Annotated in this window: 14 protein-coding genes; 7 read left to right on the top strand and 7 right to left on the bottom strand. The window is 48.2% G+C overall.

The genetic code is table 11. From position 1 onward, the window contains the following. The 5 genes from Q5866_RS11080 to Q5866_RS11060 all read left to right on the top strand — a co-directional run. On the top strand, positions 1-316 hold a 316-nt coding region (locus Q5866_RS11080), incomplete at its 5' end, for a RagB/SusD family nutrient uptake outer membrane protein (protein ID WP_303180266.1). 7 nt (positions 317-323) lie between these two features. Next, a complete protein-coding gene (locus tag Q5866_RS11075) occupies positions 324-1295 on the top strand; it encodes a hypothetical protein (protein ID WP_186977043.1) in 972 nt (323 codons plus the stop codon). A gap of 15 nt (positions 1296-1310) precedes the next feature. Next, on the top strand, positions 1311-3794 hold the full coding sequence (locus Q5866_RS11070; protein WP_303180263.1) for a zinc-dependent metalloprotease: 2484 nt from the start codon (positions 1311-1313) through the stop codon (positions 3792-3794). A 10-nt stretch (positions 3795-3804) separates the two neighbouring features. Beyond that, on the top strand, positions 3805-6195 hold the full coding sequence (locus tag Q5866_RS11065) for a zinc-dependent metalloprotease (protein ID WP_303180262.1): 2391 nt from the start codon (positions 3805-3807) through the stop codon (positions 6193-6195). A 238-nt stretch (positions 6196-6433) separates the two neighbouring features. Then, positions 6434-7330: a lysophospholipid acyltransferase family protein gene (locus tag Q5866_RS11060; RefSeq protein WP_303180261.1), complete on the top strand. Its 897-nt coding sequence runs from the start codon at positions 6434-6436 to the stop codon at positions 7328-7330. Here Q5866_RS11060 and Q5866_RS11055 read toward each other — a convergent pair. Both Q5866_RS11055 and Q5866_RS11050 read right to left on the bottom strand, forming a co-directional pair. Next, a complete protein-coding gene (locus tag Q5866_RS11055) occupies positions 7327-8694 on the bottom strand; it encodes a sensor histidine kinase KdpD (RefSeq protein WP_303180259.1) in 1368 nt (455 codons plus the stop codon). The genes Q5866_RS11060 and Q5866_RS11055 overlap by 4 nt on opposite strands. 6 nt (positions 8695-8700) lie before the next feature. Further along, on the bottom strand, positions 8701-9402 hold the full coding sequence (locus tag Q5866_RS11050) for a response regulator transcription factor (protein ID WP_303180258.1): 702 nt from the start codon (positions 9400-9402) through the stop codon (positions 8701-8703). A 144-nt stretch (positions 9403-9546) separates the two neighbouring features. On the opposite strand from Q5866_RS11050, the gene Q5866_RS11045 reads away from it, so the two are divergent. After that, positions 9547-12006: a TonB-dependent receptor gene (locus Q5866_RS11045; RefSeq protein WP_303180257.1), complete on the top strand. Its 2460-nt coding sequence runs from the start codon at positions 9547-9549 to the stop codon at positions 12004-12006. A 20-nt stretch (positions 12007-12026) separates the two neighbouring features. Here Q5866_RS11045 and Q5866_RS11040 read toward each other — a convergent pair whose 3' ends face one another. The 4 genes from Q5866_RS11040 to Q5866_RS11025 form a co-directional block, all read right to left on the bottom strand. Beyond that, positions 12027-12665 carry a hypothetical protein gene (locus Q5866_RS11040; protein ID WP_099290725.1) on the bottom strand — a complete coding sequence of 213 codons (639 nt, stop codon included), beginning with the start codon at positions 12663-12665 and terminating at the stop codon, positions 12027-12029. Between the two features lie 179 nt (positions 12666-12844). Continuing rightward, on the bottom strand, positions 12845-13498 hold the full coding sequence (locus Q5866_RS11035; RefSeq protein WP_099290724.1) for a hypothetical protein: 654 nt from the start codon (positions 13496-13498) through the stop codon (positions 12845-12847). A 347-nt stretch (positions 13499-13845) separates the two neighbouring features. Beyond that, positions 13846-14844: a GGGtGRT protein gene (locus Q5866_RS11030; RefSeq protein ID WP_099290723.1), complete on the bottom strand. Its 999-nt coding sequence runs from the start codon at positions 14842-14844 to the stop codon at positions 13846-13848. Between the two features lie 111 nt (positions 14845-14955). Next, a complete protein-coding gene (locus tag Q5866_RS11025; protein WP_099290722.1) occupies positions 14956-15648 on the bottom strand; it encodes an iron-sulfur cluster assembly scaffold protein in 693 nt (230 codons plus the stop codon). Positions 15649-16089: 441 nt separating this feature from the next. Between Q5866_RS11025 and Q5866_RS11020 the strand changes: the two genes are divergently transcribed. Beyond that, the gene (locus tag Q5866_RS11020) at positions 16090-16641 is read left to right on the top strand and encodes an RNA polymerase sigma-70 factor (RefSeq protein ID WP_099290721.1); all 552 of its coding nucleotides are present in this window, start codon (positions 16090-16092) and stop codon (positions 16639-16641) included. A gap of 54 nt (positions 16642-16695) precedes the next feature. Here Q5866_RS11020 and Q5866_RS11015 read toward each other — a convergent pair whose 3' ends face one another. Beyond that, positions 16696-17874, bottom strand: a complete 1179-nt coding sequence (locus tag Q5866_RS11015) for an OmpA family protein (protein ID WP_227217525.1) — start codon at positions 17872-17874, stop codon at positions 16696-16698. Between the last annotated feature and the right edge of the window lie 31 nt (positions 17875-17905).

Below are 17905 nucleotides of genomic sequence, written 5' to 3'. Positions count from 1 at the left end.
GATTGCCAATAGGGATGAGAATTTTATTGACTTTATTAGAAACGAACGTCGCCGGGAATTGTGTTTCGAGGGACATCGTTGGTTCGATTTACGTCGGTATGCAGTATCTTCGACACATCCTTTCACGAAAGAAATTCTCCATCCGCATTATTCAAGACCTTCCGCGTCGCAGTACTCTTTCGAGGGGAATTTCCGCTTGAAGAAGTATAATGAAGAGACAGCTTATGTACTGCCTATACCGGATTATGCCATAAGTTATAACAATGGTTCTTTAGTTCAGAATGTAATAAGAGAGGAACGTAAGATTAATAATTAAGTAGTCTATGAAAAAGATATTTTATATAGCAGCCATTATTTGTACATCGTTTTTAATTTCTTGTAATGATAAAGAAGATGATGTAATGCCCAGTTATCAAGATGAAAACTGGTGGGTAAATAAAGACAATCCGAATAGTGTACTGGATCATACGATATATCAAGCCTATGAACTGTATGGTGTACCTATTTTTTACAATGATACCATTGGTTCCCAAGATCGGGGAACCGATGCTTTCGGGCGTCCTAATATTTATTACGAGGTGATTAAGTTGAATTACACGATCACGGGTAATATCTATGGAGAAGTTCCCAATGCTTATGTACTGTCTTCTAATGAAGAAGATATAATGGAAGGAGTTAAATTGCTACGAGACTATGTATTAGCGAATTTCCCGGATTTTATAGATGTTCCTCGTAGTTATTTACTGGTGGATACATTGCATATGGGGTTGAATGATAAAAATTATCTTCCTTATATTGGTTCAGCTTTTTCCGGATTAACGACTGTTGCTGTCGGTAAATTACCGGACATCAAAAATATGGATGAAAAAGAAAAAAGAATGCTTGCGGGAGAAATATTAACCGCTCAAGTTGGAACTTATATTTACAATACTTACAACAAAACGGATTTGGATCCTTTTTACAAAGTGTTGACTAAGGATGTTAATGAATATTATGGTTATGGAAATAAGGTGGATATTAATACTGCTCCAAGTAAATATAATCCTTCCTATGCACCTTGTGAGGAATACGGTTTCTTGAAACCTGCTCCCAATAGACCGATTATAGAGGGAGAATTGTATTATTTCCCTTCGAGAGATCAAGATGTGAATGACTATGTAGCCCTGTATTTAGGTTTCACGGAGGAACAAGTACGGGAATTATACGAGGAGGATTATCCGCACGTTTTTAAAAAGTACGGTATTGTGAAAAGTATCATTGAAAAAATGCGAGCTGAAAAACTAGGAAACAATTAACAAATAAGTATCTGTATGAAAATTGTATGTAGATTAATAGCATTCACTATATGCTATTTAGGGATGTGTGTGCCTGTACTTTCTGCCCAAGAGAAAGAAAAAGTAGAGGCGGATTCGACGAAACGGAAGGGATTGCCTGCTATTTCGGAGTTTATAAAATCTGAAGCGGAGGTACATGAAGGGATGTTCAATGTATACGTGCAGGATGACAAGTATTACATGGAAATTCCCGATGATATGATGGAGAGGGAATTTGTATCCATGATTTCAATCATCAAGGGGTCGGAGAATCCGAATCCGACCCCTACTCAAATGTACGGTTACCCGGGAGATGCCTTGACCCACACGATTATTAGTTTCGAGCGGGGACCCAAGGACAAGGTGTTCGTGAAAAAGCCCACTTACGGCTATGCCGTGACGGACACGACGATGGGAATATACAACACGGTAAAGAATGCGAGTCTGATTCCAGTGTTGTACGTGTTCGACGTGAAGGCGAAGGGCGAAAACTCCTTGTTGTTGGATGTGACGACAGCCGTGACGGGGGATAATGACTTGTTCTCGTTGAAAGCGTCAGCCAAGAGATTGGGGTTGGGTTCTTTTCAAGCGGATCGTTCTTACATGACCAAGATCAGCACTTTTAAGAATAACATCATCTTTCGTTCCGTGAAGAGTTATTCCGCGGGTTCGAGAGCCTTGCCGCCCAGTCCGGCATACCCGAAAGGCGGAAGTGAGCCGACTCCCCCCACACGTTGGGAAATCGGGGTATCCATTGCCTTGTTACCGGAAGTACCGATGCGTCCGCGTTTCGAGGATAGTCGGGTAGGATATTTCGCGTACGGGAAAGTTGATTTCGGGGCGAATCCTTACAAATCGGAACGTGTCAGCATGGTTAGCCGCTGGCGTTTGGAACCGAAACCGGAAGATATGGAGAAATACAAACGCGGGGAATTGGTGGAGCCGGTAAAACCGATCGTGTTCTATATCGATCGCAATACCCCGAAATTCCTGCAACCTTACTTTGTTGAGGCGGTGAACTTGTGGCGGCCTGTTTTCGAGAAGATCGGTTTCAAGAACGCCATTATCGGCAAGATGGCTCCCACGCCGGAAGAAGACCCGGACTTTTCTATCGAGGACATTCGTTATTCCGTGATCTCTTACAAGGCGTCATTGGTAGCGAACGCTTACGGGCCTCACATGGCAGACCCCCGTTCCGGTGAGATACTTTGTTCTCATATCGGAATCTTCCACAACGTGATGGCTATGGTACAACAATGGTATTTCTGCCAAGCTGCCGCTTCCGATCCTCGGGTGCGTCAATACCCGATGCCGGAAGAGGTAATCGGCGACGTGATGCGTTTTGTTGTGGCTCACGAGGTAGGGCATACCTTGGGACTGCGCCACAATTTCGGGGCAAGCAGTACTTATCCCGTGGAGAAGTTGAGAGATAGGGAATTTGTGAAGAAATACGGGCATACCGCTTCCATCATGGACTATGCGCGTATGAACTATATCGCCCAGCCGGAAGACAAGATTGACACGAAAGATTTGATTCCCGGTATCGGAATCTATGATGAATTTGCCATAGAGTGGGGATATCGCTATTTCCCCGGGATGAAGCTGAACGAGGAAACCGCCTATTTAAGAAAATGGGTGGGGGAGAAATACAAGGAAGACCCGAAATACAGGTTCGGAACGGAGTTGGATATGTCCGATCCCCGCTGGCAGTCTGAGGACTTGGGTGACAATAGCATGAAGGCAAGCGAGTATGGTATCAAGAATTTGAAATTGATCATGAATAATCTGGAAGCGTGGACGAAAGGCGATGACGATGAGGCTACCTACCTGAAAATGATATATAGCGGGGTATTGAACCAATACATGTATTTCGTTTCGCACGTGCTGAAAAACGTGGCAGGTCGTTACAGTGAAACTCCCTTGCGGTCGGAGCCCGGGACGGGTTCCAGCATGGTGGAACTCGAACGGCAAAAGGAGGCTATGGACTTCCTTGCGAAACACGTGTTCAACAGACCCGACTGGTTATTTGACAAACGTATCACGGGATTGGCTGAAGTCGACGGGTTGAAAACATGGAGCAGTATCCAGCGTTTCGTGATCCAAAACTTGTTGCCGAAATCTGCATTCCTTACCACTTGCGTGGAGTTGTACGGGCGTGAAGGGAATTACACTCCCGAGGAGTTCTTCCGGGATATGGAAGACGGTATATTCTCCGAGTTGAAAAACGGGGATGAAATACCTTCCTCTCGTAGGGACCTTCAAATGGAATACATCCGTCAGGTAATGGTGATCACGAATTACTCTGAGGTGAGAAAAACGACCAACCTGTTGACGTTATTCACCCTGCAAATGGAAAGCGTGGCAAAGGCGGCAGAGGCTTATGCCGTTAAGACGCAAGACGAGTCAGCCCGGATGCACGCTGACGCGATCGTGAAAACGATAAGGGGGTGGTTGAAGGGAGAGAAGAATGCTATATATTAAAAGTGAGGTTATGATGAGAAGTTATATATTGTTCATTGCATTGTGCCTGCTGGTGTCTTTACCGGGTATCGGGCAGGAGAAGAAAGCCCCGGAAGAGAAGAAGCCTGCCGCGGAAACAAAGAAAGGCCCCATGTCGTTTGACAAATTCTTCAAGGAAGGAATGAAACGGGTGGATGCTATTTTCCCCGTGTACGAGGCGGACGATAAGTATTACATGGAGATCGCTGACGAATACCTCGGGAGAGATATTTTTATCTCCGGTCAGATGTTGAAAGGTATCGGGGTGAGAGCTTCGGGGCAGGAATCTGCCGGGGTGGTGTGTTTCAAGAAAGGACCGAAAGATAAACTGTACATGTACAGCGAGTACAATGGCATGGTGGCTTCGGAGAAGCAACCCGAGTTGGAGCGCATACTGGCAGAGGAAACTCTTTTGCCCGTGGAAGCGGTTTACCCGATCGTGGCTTGGGGGAAGGACTCCGCCGGGGTGATTATCGAGATCACGAACCAGATCAAGGGTGTTGCCGATTGGTATAAACTCTCGGACGAGGGCACGAGTGCCGCCCTCAAGGGTAACAAGCAATCCGGGGGAGGCGAGATGATTTTCGTGAACGAGGTGTTGAAGAAACGGAACGGGGTGAAATTCAAGTTGACGTGGATTGTTGATCAGAACGTGGCGGGTATCGAGTGTCACGTGGATCTGTTGCCCGAAAGGCGTATGCGGGTGCGCTATGCCGACGAGCGTGTGGGGTACGAAACCTTGAATTACTACGATTTCGGCACGAATCCTTACGGGGTGAAGAAAAGAACCATCGTTACCAAATGGAACCTCGAACCCAAGGACATGAACGCTTACGCCAAGGGTATTCTGACCGAGCCGAAAGAACCGATCGTGTTCTATCTGGATGCGTATTTTCCGAAAGAATTGATCAAATATGCCAAAGAAGGGGTTTTGCAATGGCAATCCGCTTTCGAGAAAGCGGGATTTAAAAACGCCATTCAAGTGCGAGTGGCGAAGGACGAGGACGAGATGACTTCCGCCCGTGCCGTGATCTCGTACAGTATCAATGCGGGTAGCAACTCTACTTCTTTCGATCGGGATATTCGTACCGGGGAGATACTGGCTTGCAACGTGAATTTGAATCACGTTACTCTGGGGGGTTACTTGGAAACCTATTTCGCCCGCTGTGCCGGGGTAGACCCCCGTTTGGAAAAGAATTACTTTGATCCGCGGGTGGCGGGTGCTATCGTTCGTATGTTCGTGGCAAAACAAGTGGGACTCGCCTTGGGATTACTTCCCAACTATGCGGGTAGTTACGCTTACACTCCCGCGCAGATTCGTGACCGTAATTTCGTGAAAAAGAACGGATTCTCGGCTTCCGTGTTGGATGATTGTTCCTACAACTTCGCGGCACAGCCCGAGGACAGGATGACCACGGATGAGTTAGTCGGTTGTAAAGTCGGTGCTTATGACCGTTGGGCTATCGAGTGGGGCTACCGGTTGTTCCCGAACAGCAAGGATATCAATACCGACAGAAAGTTATTGAAAGACCTCACGGACCGTCGTTTGAAAGATAAGGCACTTCTTTACATGAAGAACACGAGTTACGATTTTCGGGCTTTGCCTTCGGATTTGTCTTCGGATAAAATAGAGGCCGCACGCTTGGGAGTCCGTAACATGGAGCGCTTTATCAAGAATCTGAACAAGCTTTCCGCTTCTGCCGACAAGAAGAACGACGATTGGATGGTGTACGCGCAGGGAGGAGCGACAGCTTTAGGTTCGTTGTACCAGAATCTGGTATACAAAGTGATGGAAAACATCGGCTGCCGCATGACTCTGGAAAAAGGGGAAGCCTTTTCTTCTAAAGAATTGCAGCAAAATACGTTGGCGTTCCTTGCCGAGTATGTATTTGCCGCACCTCAATCTTGGATGTATGATGAGGTACTTGCCAAAGAATTTGGGGTAGGTCCGGAAGCCGTGCGTTTCGGTTTGCAGGAGATCGTGTTCTCGTACTTGTTAAACCCCAAGGTGATCGGGAATATCGAGTTGGCTTCTCGTGTCGAGGGCGATAAAGCGTACAACCTGATTGAATACTGGCGGGATATACGTCGTTTGTTATTCAAGGATTTTGACAAGAATACGGTACTGTCCGGCTTCGAGTGTCACACGGAAAATATATTTATCATGTGCTTCATGGACTTGTTGGTGAAAAATGCCGTTCTTACCAATAGCAACAAATTGTCGACCTACGGGACGAATCTGATCGCTTGGGTGAATGACATTCACGATCAGGCAAAGGCATTGTCCGAACAACATGCCGACAGCCGTATGCGTGATCATTACCGTGCCATGATGTACCGTATTGAACAGGATATGAAATTGATTGCTTCGATAACGAAGTAAGCGGATTCCGGTTCCCTTCCGGTTTTACCGGTTGGGAACCGGATTTGCCACATCTATTTGATTACTCACTGCCTTCAGGCGAATAGCCTGCTTCTGCCTTGTATATATAAACAATAAATTACATGGAAAAAGCGTAAATAGAAATTGATATATTTCGGAATGCCGACAATTTTGCTACCTTTGAGAAACTTGTGGTAGGAAAACAAGTCAAAATGCGTGTGAAACTTATAGCGTTCGAATGAAATTATTAATCTGTTTATGCTCTTACGCGGGATATGGATTCCTGTGGATTGCAAGTTTCTTCCCGTTGCCCATGATGTATTGGGTGACGGACATATTGTTTCTTGTTTTATATTATGGCATCAGGTATCGTCGCGGGGTAGTCGACATGAACCTGCGGAACGCTTTCCCGGAGAAGAGTGAGGAAGAACGAAAGTGTATTGCCCGGCGTTATTACCGGCACTTGTGTGACACGTTTGCCGAGTTCTACAAATTGTGGCACATATCGGAGGCTGAAATCAAGCGGCGCTGCGTGATGATGAACTTGGACGTACCCCATCATTATTTCGAGCAAGGACGTAGCGTGATAGTCTTTGCCGGTCATTACGGCAATTGGGAGATGATGTATTCTTATAAACTGTGGGAAAAAGGCATCGAGTTAATCCCGATCTATAAACCCATACACAACAAAGTATTCGACCGGATGACCTACCTGATCAGAAGTCGCTTCGGGGCAACGCCTCTCGCGAAAGCCGACACGTTACGGGTGATGTTGCGTAACCAGAAAGAGGGGAAAATATGCATGACCGGGTTTATCGGAGATCAAACCCCGAATAAACATTCGTTGAATTTCTGGACGACTTTCTTGAATCAAGATACGCCCGTGATGGAGGGAACGGAGAAAATTGCCCGCAAATTGAACCAACCGGTAGTGTATCTCAACATGAGAAAAGTGAAACGCGGTTATTATCACGCCGAGTTTTATGACCTGTGTTCCGATCCGCAAAACTTGGAACCGGGAGAACTTACCCGTATGCATACCCGCATGTTGGAAAAGTTTATCCGTGAAAATCCCGAATACTGGCTTTGGTCGCATCGGCGCTGGAAACACAAACGCCCCGCGGAACAACGTTAGTCCGGTAACCTGATCTCTGTCGAGAACCCGTGAGGTTGTAAATCGCGAAAGAATATTTCTCCCTTGTGCATCTTCACGATCTGGCACACGATACTTAATCCCAATCCGTGTTCCTGTCCCGGAAGTACATCCGGCAGACTGCCTTGCGCCAAGGTTTGTAGTTCCCGCGAGTATTCGGGAGAAACCCCGTCCCCGTTATCCGCCACGGTAAAACAAAACCGTCCCTTTTCATGTTTCAAGCTCAATGTCAATGTCGTTCCTTCCGGGGTATGGCGGATGCTATTGTAAAGCAGGTTATTGATTGCCCGTGCGAGTAGACGTGTATCCCCGTGCAGGACGGCGGATTCCATACCGGGAGCGATGATTGTTTCCACTTGGTAACGTTGCGTCCGGGGTTCATTGTTGAGAAAAGCGGCGATGGTCTGCCTGAAAAAAGTTACCGGGTGGAACGTTTCTTTCCGCGGTGTCCGGGTTCCGTTTTCCAGTTGGGAAAATAAATTCAGATCATCAATCAGTTCCCGTAGCTGAAGAGCTTGATTCCGGATATAAAGTGCCTGTTCCCGGGTTTCTTCCGGGGAGTAATTCCCCTCTTCCAGTTGTCCCGCCCGTGCGAGAATCACGGACAAGGGAGTACGCACGTCATGCGACACGCCCGCTATCCAGTTCTCCCGGTACACGGAACGCTTGTGCAATATACCCGAAGTGCGGTTCAGGCAGGATGCCACGTCGGCAAACATCCCTTTCTCCTTTACTTGAACGGATTCCCCGTTAGACAACTTTTGTATGCCCCCGAGTACCCCTTTCAGCGAACGCGACATCCGGTGGTCGATAAACACGTAGACAAGTATCAACACGAATATATTCCCGAAAATAAGCATGATATAGAGGACGGGAAAAAATTTCACTTCCGCTATTCGCTGCATACTATTATACCGTGCGTAACTGTCTTTCGGGTAACCCGCCACGAGAAGCCCGTCGTCCTTTTTCCATGTCACCACGGGATAGTCCTTCAAGTAGAATTTTGCCATAGAGGAAATATCGCTCAGGGTGTACGTGTCGGGAATCTCTTTCGGGAGGTCAACTGCCCAGCGGATATTCCCCTTCTTATCGTCCAGCAGCATCACCCACATCTGTTGCTCTCTTATCTGCACCAGAAGTAAGGAATCGAGTTGGAAATTGTTGTCGTTTATTTGCAGCCTGTCCGCTATTTTCCGTATGAATTGCGCGGGTGGTTGCGAGCCGCCTGCCTTGAGATAATAGTGAACGACGAGTGAATACACGATCACGTTTATCGTGATTAGCAGGAAGGCACCGATTAGTACCCGTTTCCCGATTCGTTTAATGGAATGTTGCAGGTCGTTCATGGCGCACTATATTAAGAGTTTATAACCTAGCCCTTTGATCGTGATGAGGGAAACCGGGGCGGACGGGTTGTCTTCTATTTTCTCCCGGATACGCCTGATGTGTGCCATGAGCGAGTTCTCGTACCCGTACAGGTTGTCGCCCCATGCCTCTTCGCAGAGCGTGTCGATCGTCACCACCCGGTTCGCCGATTTGTACAGTACGCCCAGTATAGCGTGTTCCCGTGCCGTCAGCGGGAATATCCTGCCTTGCCTGTTCACCTCGGCTTTGTCGAAATCAACGGTACAATCCGCCAGTTCTACCACGGTCTTTTCATTTTTGTACGAGCGGCGCAGGATTGCCGTCAACCGCGAGAGAAGCTCTTTAGGGAGAAAAGGCTTGGTCATGTAATCGTCACCCCCGGCGTCCAGTCCCATGAACATATCTTCCGGTTTATCCCGTGCCGTGAGGAAAAGAATGGGGATGTCCTTCATTTGCCGGATTTCCTTCATCAGCGAGAAACCGTCACCGTCGGGCAGGTTCACGTCAAGCACGGCGATATCCGGGAAGGAATGCTTGCAGGACTTCAGCGCCTCGCTTGCCGTGCCTGCGGTCGTGATGGAGGTGAAACTGTCCCCGCGGAGAATACTCTCGATGAGTTCCAGTAATTGCCGTTCGTCGTCGACAACCAGAATATTCTTTCTTTTGATGAAATTGAATTCTTTGTCCATAACCACGCTGTATCCTGATGTTTCTACAAATCTAAGGAAAATAAACGGGATATCGTGCGCCGGCGGTAAAATGTAAGGTAAATGTAAGGATGGCGTAAACTCCCTGCAAGGAAACCCGTGTATTTTTGTCCAAAAACGAAACGGATGGATCGGAGAAAATATTTGAGCTTGATTCTATTACTTTGCGTGACTTTGGCGGTTCACGCGCAACCGAAGGAGAAAGGGGGCAGCGTGTCCGGTTGGCTGAAAGATAGTGTTACCTTGTTGCCCGTCGCTTATGCCACGGTACAAGTCGCGAGAGCGGAACGCCCGTTCGCTCCCGTGAAACTGACCGTGACCGACACGAACGGGTATTTTCGAGTGGCGGCACTTCAGCCGGGGAAATACACGGTGACTCTCTCGCACGTGGGATTTCGGGCGGTGTCCCGTGGGTTTTCGCTCGGCACGAGGCAGGACGGGACAGGGCTGGGTATCCTGTACACGCGGGAAACGGCGGAGAGGCTCGGGGACGTGAACGTCACGGCTCGGAGGCTCCCGATAAAATTCGAGATAGACAAGATAACGTATGATGTCGAGTCCGATCCCGATGCCCGCGTGACGAGCACGCTCGATATGTTGCGCAAAGTACCTTTCGTGACGGTTGACGGGGACGATAATATCGAACTGAACGGGAGCGGGTGTACCATATATATCAACGGGCGCCCTTCCGGCTTGATGAAACAGAAACCGGGGAAGGCGTTGAAAGGAATCCCGGCAACAGCGATCAGAAAAATCGAGGTCATCACGAGTCCCGGGGCGAAGTACGACGCCTCGGGGACGGGTGGAATTATCAATATAGAGATGGCGCGAGGCGGGTTGGAGGGGTATTCTGTTTTCGCACAGGGTAACGTGGACGATATCGGGAAATGGGGTGTTGCTTTGAGCGGGATGCTTAAGTACGACAAGTTATCGGCGTCCGGCTTTTTCTCCCATTATCCCAATTATCTTCGTGATGCGAGATATAATTCCGTGTTGACAAACCTGAATGACACGGAATCGCGTACCCTCTATTCGGGAGTGCGCGGTAAGGTACGTCAACCGGCATCGTACATCAACGCGGAGATAAGCTACGAGGCGGATTCTCTGAATCTCTTGACTTTCTCTTTGTCATCCCGTCGGTACGAGATTATCCGTGAAGCCGCGGAGCGGGACGAGATGCAGCGGGAAGATGCCTCCCCCGTGTACCGTTACTGCGCGACCGAAAAGTCGAAAACAGATAACGGGGGAACGGAAGCGACCTTCAATTACCAACGGACTTTCCGGAAACCGGAACAACTCTTCACGCTTTCTTACATGTACAACTATATTCCATCGGGAGGGTACAATCACCGGTATATGTTCGACTTTTGGAAAGATAACGCGCGAGTCACCTTCTCGCCTTACGATATCCGGGATGAGAACAAGGCACGGTCGGACGAGCATACCGTTCAGGCGGATTACGTTCATCCGTTCGATACCTTGCAGACCTTGGAATGCGGGTTGAAATACATTCGTCGCGCCGCTTCCAGCAAGGGAATCTATAAACGTCGGGAAGACCCGGGAGAAGATTGGGAGTCGCTTCCGGCAAGGGAAGAGAGATTCCTGCACGTGCAGAATATTTACGCCGCTTACCTGACGTATGCCTTGAAATATCGTAAATTCGGGCTGAAAGCCGGGGTACGCCTCGAACGTGCCGCGTTTGATGTCGCCTTACACTCGCGAACGGAGCCGGATTTTGATGCCGGTTTCACGGACGTGATTCCTTCCGTGACGTTCTCGTTGCAGGTAACCCCGACACGTGTCTGGAAAGTCGGCTACAACACGCGTGTCATGCGTCCGGGGATACAGCACCTCAATCCTTATCGCTCGGAAACCAACGCCAGCGTGGTATCATACGGGAACAGCCGTTTGAAATCGGAACGTTTTCATATCGTGAGTTTGGGATTCAGTACCTTTACTCCCGCGTGGATGATAAATACCAGCGTCGAGTATCGTTACTCGGGTAATTCCATCCGTGCCTACACCTTCATGGAGAACGGTCGGAAAGTGAATACCTTCGGGAATATCGGGCAAGAGAACAGCGTGACGCTCAATCTTTTCGTGAACGCTAACTTGGGCGGCAAGACGAGTTTGCGGGTAAACGGGAATGTCGGTTACATCGACCTCGACAGTCGCGAAATTCGTTCCGTCGCGCGTGGCTGGCAATACTCGGCGACCGCGGTCGTGCAGCAAACCTTGTGGTGGGGCATCCGGTGCAGCGCTTACGGGGGATATTTCGGTTCCCGTGTCCGCCTTCAATACGATTCTGACGGTTACTACTACTATGCGCTCACGTTGAACAAGAGTTTTCTGAAAGACAAGCTCACTTTCTCTTGCAGTGGCAACAACTTCGCCGACGGCCTGCGCCGTTTGAAAGGAGTGGTGTCTGCCCCGGGATATATCCAGCATCACGAGAACGTGCTGCAATACCGGAGTTTTAATTTCAGCCTGTCCTACCGCATCGGCAACCTGCGGGCAACCGTGAAAAAGGTAAAACGGGGAATCGTGAACGACGACGTGAAGCGGGAGGACGCATCCGCAAAATAGGATGCGCCCCCGCTTCTCTTTTACTCGTGTTTCACCTCCGTGTACGCCGACCGGGAAGCCCGTGTGTTGAGAGGCGATACCGCGAAGACGTAAGCGATGATGCTTTCCGGCTGAAACTTCTTGTGGAGCGGGAAATCCGCTTTGCCGGGTTCTCCTCGTTTGCCCAGCGGATAGACGATATCTTTTTTCGCTTTTTGGTCGAAAATAGCAAGAAATAAGTCATCCTTGTCTTTTGCCACGGGAGAAAGCGGTTGTCGGAACCATTCGGCGTGGATGCGTCTTTCCCCGTCGTTGCAGGTGACCGCCACCGTGGGTGGGAGCAGGTTGCCCGTCGAGCAGGTGATACGCTCCGGGTGAATCGTCACGGCGAGCGTTTCCTCGTCTACCTCCACGGCGTTCTGGTTTGTCCCGATGAAGGCGGCGCGAGCCGTTGACCACGATTGTCCCCGGAAGCTCGCTTGCAACGTGTTGCAAAAGCGGAAGGATAGCTTGGATAGCGTGGCGAATCGTACCTGTTGCACCCGTTGTGCGGGAGATTGTTTCTTTTTTTTGCTGAAAATCTTGCCCTTGGCCACGTTTTTTCCCTTGTACTGGCACATGGTTACGTTGCCCACGGAGCCCGATGCTTTATCGAATAGATTGGATTGAAATATTGCCATGATAAATAGGTTTATAAGGTTTATAAAGTTTGTAAGGTTCATAAAGTGATGGCGGTTCGTAAAGTTTGTAAGGTTCACCGGGTCACGTGACCTGTAATCATGACTTGTATAAATCATGAACTTTATAAACTTTAGGAGCCGGAGGCCCAACTTTATGAACTTTATAGACCGGAGGTGTGTCAATACACACCTCTTAGTGGCACGTTGAAATAAGTGCTGTTCGAGAATCCATCCCGTGTTGTGTTCACGAAAAACGCGTACACGTGCGCTTCCCTCGCGAGGGGTTGCTCCAGCGTGATTGCCGCCATGCCATCCTCTCGGGTAATTCCCGTGTGGTCGATAATCTCCACCCGGAACGGCTCGTGGTCATAGATCACTGCCAGCGCCAACTCGTCCCTGTTGCGGCGGTAGTTACTCCACGGGGCGGGTTCCCAAGTCAGTGAAAGCGTACCTGCGGGTGCTTCCTGCCGGCGCAATTGGAACGGTGTCTGTAATACGCCCCGTGTGAGGTGTAGTAGTTGGAAATCTCCTACCGTGCAGTCCGTGCTGTATGCTTGGAGATTGGTGCTAATGAATAAGTTGTATCCCGACGAGATTTCTTTTCGGGTAGCTTCCATGCGCCATGCGTGGCACAGGTATGTCTCCTTTATTGATTGATACAACGTGACTACCGCTGCCAGACGTGCGTTTTGTGCTGCCCGGGTGGGTGATCCTGCGTTACCGTCATACGAGGGCAATGCCCTGCCGAATGTTTTCTTGCCTTTTTGGAAAATAACCATTCCCTTGTATTTCCCCTTGGCGTCTTTTAGTGCTCCTGATTTAATTTCTACCATAATGTTACTTTTAATTATTACCTAATACCCCTCGTTCCATCTACTTTGCCTTTTCATAGGCACTTTAAAGATACTACCGGAAGGATGGTTTGTCAAGTTAAATTTATATATTTTTCATTAAAACGTGGGCTAGGTGTGGGCGAACATCAGGCGAATAACAGGCGAAGCCTTTAGTCAACCGCCTGAAAGTTTGGTAAAATCCACCCCCGGGGGTAAGATAGGACACGGGAATGGGTTGATTTCGGGTGTTAGCGGGTGAGGATGAAATCCGGATTTTGCGGGATAAGAGAGAAGGGTATGTCGAAACACACCCTTCCCGAATGAAAAATTTATTGAAAACGAGGTTTTTATTTCATTGCTTCCTCGATGGAAACGGCAACAGCAACAGTGGCACCCACCATCGGGTTGTTTCCCATGCCGAGGAATCCCATCATCTCCACGTGAGCGGGGACGGACGAGGAGCCGGCGAATTGCGCGTCACCGTGCATGCGTCCCAGCGTGTCGGTGAAGCCGTAGCTGGCGGGACCCGCTGCCATGTTGTCCGGGTGCAGGGTACGTCCGGTACCACCACCGGAAGCCACGGAGAAGTATTTCTTTCCGGTTTCCATGCACTCTTTCTTGTAAGTGCCGGCAACGGGATGTTGGAAACGGGTCGGGTTCGTGGAGTTCCCGGTGATGGATACATCCACGCCCTCGTGGCGCATGATGGCAACACCTTCCCGAACGTCGTCGGCTCCGTAGCATCTCACTTGCGCGCGTTCTCCCTTGGAATAGGCTTTCTCCCGCACGATTTTCAATTCTCCCGTGTAGTAATCAAATTCGGTCTGCACGTAAGTGAAACCGTTGATACGGGAAATAATCATGGCGGCGTCTTTACCCAACCCGTTGAGGATTACCTGCAAGGGTTGCTGGCGTACCTTGTTGGCGGATTTGGCGATACCGATAGCGCCTTCTGCCGCGGCGAAAGACTCGTGCCCGGCAAGGAATGCGAAGCATTTCGTTTCCTCGCGAAGCAACATGGCGGCAAGATTGCCGTGTCCCAATCCTACCTTGCGGTCGGCGGCAACGGAACCCGGTATGCAGAAGGACTGCAAGCCCTCGCCGATAGCCTCGGCTGCCTCGGCTGCTTTCTTGCATCCTTTTTTAATGGCGATAGCCGCACCTACAACGTAAGCCCATGCCGCATTTTCGAAGGCGATGGGCTGAATTTCTTTACACATTTTGTACGGGTCGATTCCTTTCGCGTCACAGATAGCCTTTGCCTCGTCGATGTCCTTGATCCCGTGTGTATTTAATACCGCGTTGATTTGATTTATCCGGCGGTCGTAACTTTCAAATAAAGCCATAATAATTTTAGATTTAATGATTACAAAGTCGCAAGCGACTTTTGTGATTTCTTGATTCTGAATAGCGTGATAATAATCACTTAATCATAAATCGTAAATCACCAAATTAGTTTATTCTTGCCGCGGGTCGATGTATTTAACGGCTTCCGCGAAGCGACCGTAGCTGCCTTTGGCCTTGTCAACCGCTTCTTTCGGGTCGATACCTTTTTTCAGCATGTCGGTGAATTTGCCGAGGTGGATGAACTCGTAGCCGATGACTTCACCGTCCTCGTCCAATCCCATGCGGGTAACGTATCCCTCTGCCATTTCGAGATAGCGGGTTCCTTTGGCGCGTGTCCCGAACATGGTACCCACTTGGCTGCGCATTCCTTTGCCCAAGTCTTCAAGGCTGGCACCGATGGGAAGACCACCCTCGGAGAAGGCGCTTTGGCTGCGCCCGTACACGATTTGCAGGAACAGTTCGCGCATGGCGGTGTTGATGGCATCGCAAACCAAGTCCGTGTTCAACGCTTCCAACAGGGTTTTGCCGGGAAGGATTTCAGACGCCATGGCGGCGGAGTGGGTCATCCCGGAGCAACCGATGGTTTCCACGAGGGCTTCCTCGATGATGCCGTCCTTGATGTTCAAGGTCAGTTTGCATGCCCCTTGTTGCGGTGCACACCAGCCGATACCGTGGGTCAGACCCGAAATGTCCTTGATTTCTTTGGAACGAACCCATTTTCCCTCTTCCGGGATGGGTGCCGGACCGTGATTAGGTCCTTTTTTCACAACACACATGTGTTGTACTTCATGCGAGTAAATCATTGTCTTTGTTTTTGATTGATATATTGTTAAATACCTTGTCGTAATCCTAAACGCGGACAAAATTAACACATTTGTTCCGGATAAAAAACATCTTATAAAACATATAATTGTGCATACGTTTGCGTTTCAATGTGTTGATATATAATTATTTGTTGTTCGTGACGAAAAGTTCGGGGTAAATTTGGCATTTTGCTTGTTTATACCTAATTTTGGTAAGTTAAACAACGCGTGTATGAAGAAATTATTGCCTGTAGCCGAGTTAGGAATGAGTATTGACAGGCGGTTGGATAACACGGGTATCCCGAAGATTACGGTTGAATCGGCGGGGTGTTAAGTTGTGATTAATGTTTTTTCTGTTTTGTTACGATTAATTGATGGGACTTTTTTAGCTGAATTTGATTTCTTTATTTATTTTTAGTGGCATGGAAAAGAGTAAGTAAGATGGTAAGAAGTAAAATGCAAGGGCTTGATGGTGATGTGAATGATATCGAGTCGGTATTTAAGGAATATTATGGTTCGCTTTGTTATTTTGCTTCCAAGTATTTACAAGACGAGGAAGTGATCGAAGATGTCGTGCAGGATATCTTTATTACTCTGTTGGAAAAAAAGACACAATTCCAGTCCGTGATTCATTTGAAGAATTTTTTATACCTTTCCGTTCGTAACGGTTGCTTGAACCATATGCGCAATTTGCGTTCCCGCGATAGATATATCGCCTCATTGGCTTATGATGAGCGGGCGGAGTCATTCGAGGAGAATATTATCTTGACGGAAATCTACCGGGAATTGGCCGATGCCGTGAACAAGTTGCCGGAAGAGTGCCGCAAAGTATTTGAACTCTGTTATTTCCAAGGATTGGATAATGAGAGTGCGGCCAATGAGTTAGGATTGAGCGTTAACACGATTAAGGCCCAAAAGGCCCGCGGGAAAAAGATATTGAAAGAGAGTTTGAAAGATCTTATGCCGTTTTTCTTCTTCTTTTTTATGGGGTAATCAAAAAAAGGGACTGTTCGACAGTCCCTTTTTTGCCTAAAGACGGATACGCGTTTATTCTATGATTACAACGCGGTTTAATTCTACATCTCCTTTGTAAAGATTTTCAACTCCGCCTTTACCGATTACTTCCAATTGTTTGGCATCTACGCCGTATTTCTTGATTAAAGCGTCAGCCACGTTTTGTGCGCGTTTTTCACTCAATTTCTGGTTGAATTCGGCGCTACCGGTAGCTTTGTCCGCGTAACCGATTACCTTGTAAACTTGTCCCGGGTTGCTCTTGATGAGGTTAGCGTAGTATTCCAAGTTAATCAGTTCTTTTCTGGTGAGGTTGGCTTTGTTTATTTTGAAGAAAATAGCCAATGGAGCGTTCTTGATAGTCTTTGCTTTGTTTTTTTCTGCATCCAAGGCTTTACGAGTTTGATCCAACTCGTCTTGCAGACGGTCAGCACGACGGATTTGTTCTGCTAATTTTGCTTCTGCGGCGCTCAACATTTCCGGGGAAACACCGGTATATATTGTTTCAGCTTTTTTCTCTCTTCTGAAATTGCGTTGTTTGAATTTGTAGGTAACACCCACGGAAACTCCCAGTATGCCTTCTCCTTTGCATCCGCCTACTTCTCCGTCAAATGCTTGCGGTACTAAACTACCTTTGATTTCCACGTTCACATCGAGGGCGTCAGTTAAACGCATTTTGTTGATCAATCCCGCCGCGAACATGAATTTGGTGTTATCCACGGAAGAACAACCATGGATCATTCCGAAACCGGCAAACGGTACAGCCTCGTAAAAACGATCGGTACGGTATCCCCCAATCCAATTTGATAAGTTGAGCAATCCGTCCACGTGTACATTGAATTGTTGCCATTTTTGTTTGTAGTATCCGTTTTTAAGAGCGCCTTTAGCGTAGATGTTTCCGGCGTCAGCCGTGGCACCTCTTAACGTGAAACCGCCTGCTTGAACCCGGGCTCCGATTGTCGGTAATACCCATTTCCCAACGGATAGGTCAAAGGCCGGAGTTAAGCGTTTCCCGAAGCTGGCTTTGCTATCACATTCTCCGAAGTAGATTTGTCCCCCGAAATTGAAAGATGTAAACCAGTTATCCCAGAAACCGTTAGTGACGAAGCCACTCCAAGCTTTGCCTTTTTCAGTTTCAAGGTTGTTGCTCTCGTTTTGGGCACTAGCCAAAAGAGGCAATGCAGCGATGCATAACAAAATAAATACTCTTTTCATACAATATTAGTTAATTTGTTATAGGATAATG

The organism is uncultured Butyricimonas sp. (assembly GCF_959596855.1).
Lineage (GTDB): Bacteria > Bacteroidota > Bacteroidia > Bacteroidales > Marinifilaceae > Butyricimonas > Butyricimonas muris.
Note: the sequence above shows the minus strand (reverse complement) of the source record. Positions and strands in the feature narration are given on the sequence as shown.

What these genes read in the sequence shown, in the direction of transcription:
- Q5866_RS11055 (WP_303180259.1), bottom strand. Translation starts at nt 8,694, where the DNA reads ATGAACGACCTGCAACATTCCATTAAACGAATCGGGAAACGGGTACTA.
- Q5866_RS11075 (WP_186977043.1), top strand. Translation starts at nt 324, where the DNA reads ATGAAAAAGATATTTTATATAGCAGCCATTATTTGTACATCGTTTTTA.
- Q5866_RS11050 (WP_303180258.1), bottom strand. Translation starts at nt 9,402, where the DNA reads ATGGACAAAGAATTCAATTTCATCAAAAGAAAGAATATTCTGGTTGTC.
- Q5866_RS11030 (WP_099290723.1), bottom strand. Translation starts at nt 14,844, where the DNA reads ATGGCTTTATTTGAAAGTTACGACCGCCGGATAAATCAAATCAACGCG.
- Q5866_RS11020 (WP_099290721.1), top strand. Translation starts at nt 16,090, where the DNA reads ATGGTAAGAAGTAAAATGCAAGGGCTTGATGGTGATGTGAATGATATC.
- Q5866_RS11015 (WP_227217525.1), bottom strand. Translation starts at nt 17,874, where the DNA reads ATGAAAAGAGTATTTATTTTGTTATGCATCGCTGCATTGCCTCTTTTG.
- Q5866_RS11040 (WP_099290725.1), bottom strand. Translation starts at nt 12,665, where the DNA reads ATGGCAATATTTCAATCCAATCTATTCGATAAAGCATCGGGCTCCGTG.
- Q5866_RS11035 (WP_099290724.1), bottom strand. Translation starts at nt 13,498, where the DNA reads ATGGTAGAAATTAAATCAGGAGCACTAAAAGACGCCAAGGGGAAATAC.
- Q5866_RS11045 (WP_303180257.1), top strand. Translation starts at nt 9,547, where the DNA reads ATGGATCGGAGAAAATATTTGAGCTTGATTCTATTACTTTGCGTGACT.
- Q5866_RS11060 (WP_303180261.1), top strand. Translation starts at nt 6,434, where the DNA reads ATGAAATTATTAATCTGTTTATGCTCTTACGCGGGATATGGATTCCTG.
- Q5866_RS11025 (WP_099290722.1), bottom strand. Translation starts at nt 15,648, where the DNA reads ATGATTTACTCGCATGAAGTACAACACATGTGTGTTGTGAAAAAAGGA.
- Q5866_RS11070 (WP_303180263.1), top strand. Translation starts at nt 1,311, where the DNA reads ATGAAAATTGTATGTAGATTAATAGCATTCACTATATGCTATTTAGGG.
- Q5866_RS11065 (WP_303180262.1), top strand. Translation starts at nt 3,805, where the DNA reads ATGATGAGAAGTTATATATTGTTCATTGCATTGTGCCTGCTGGTGTCT.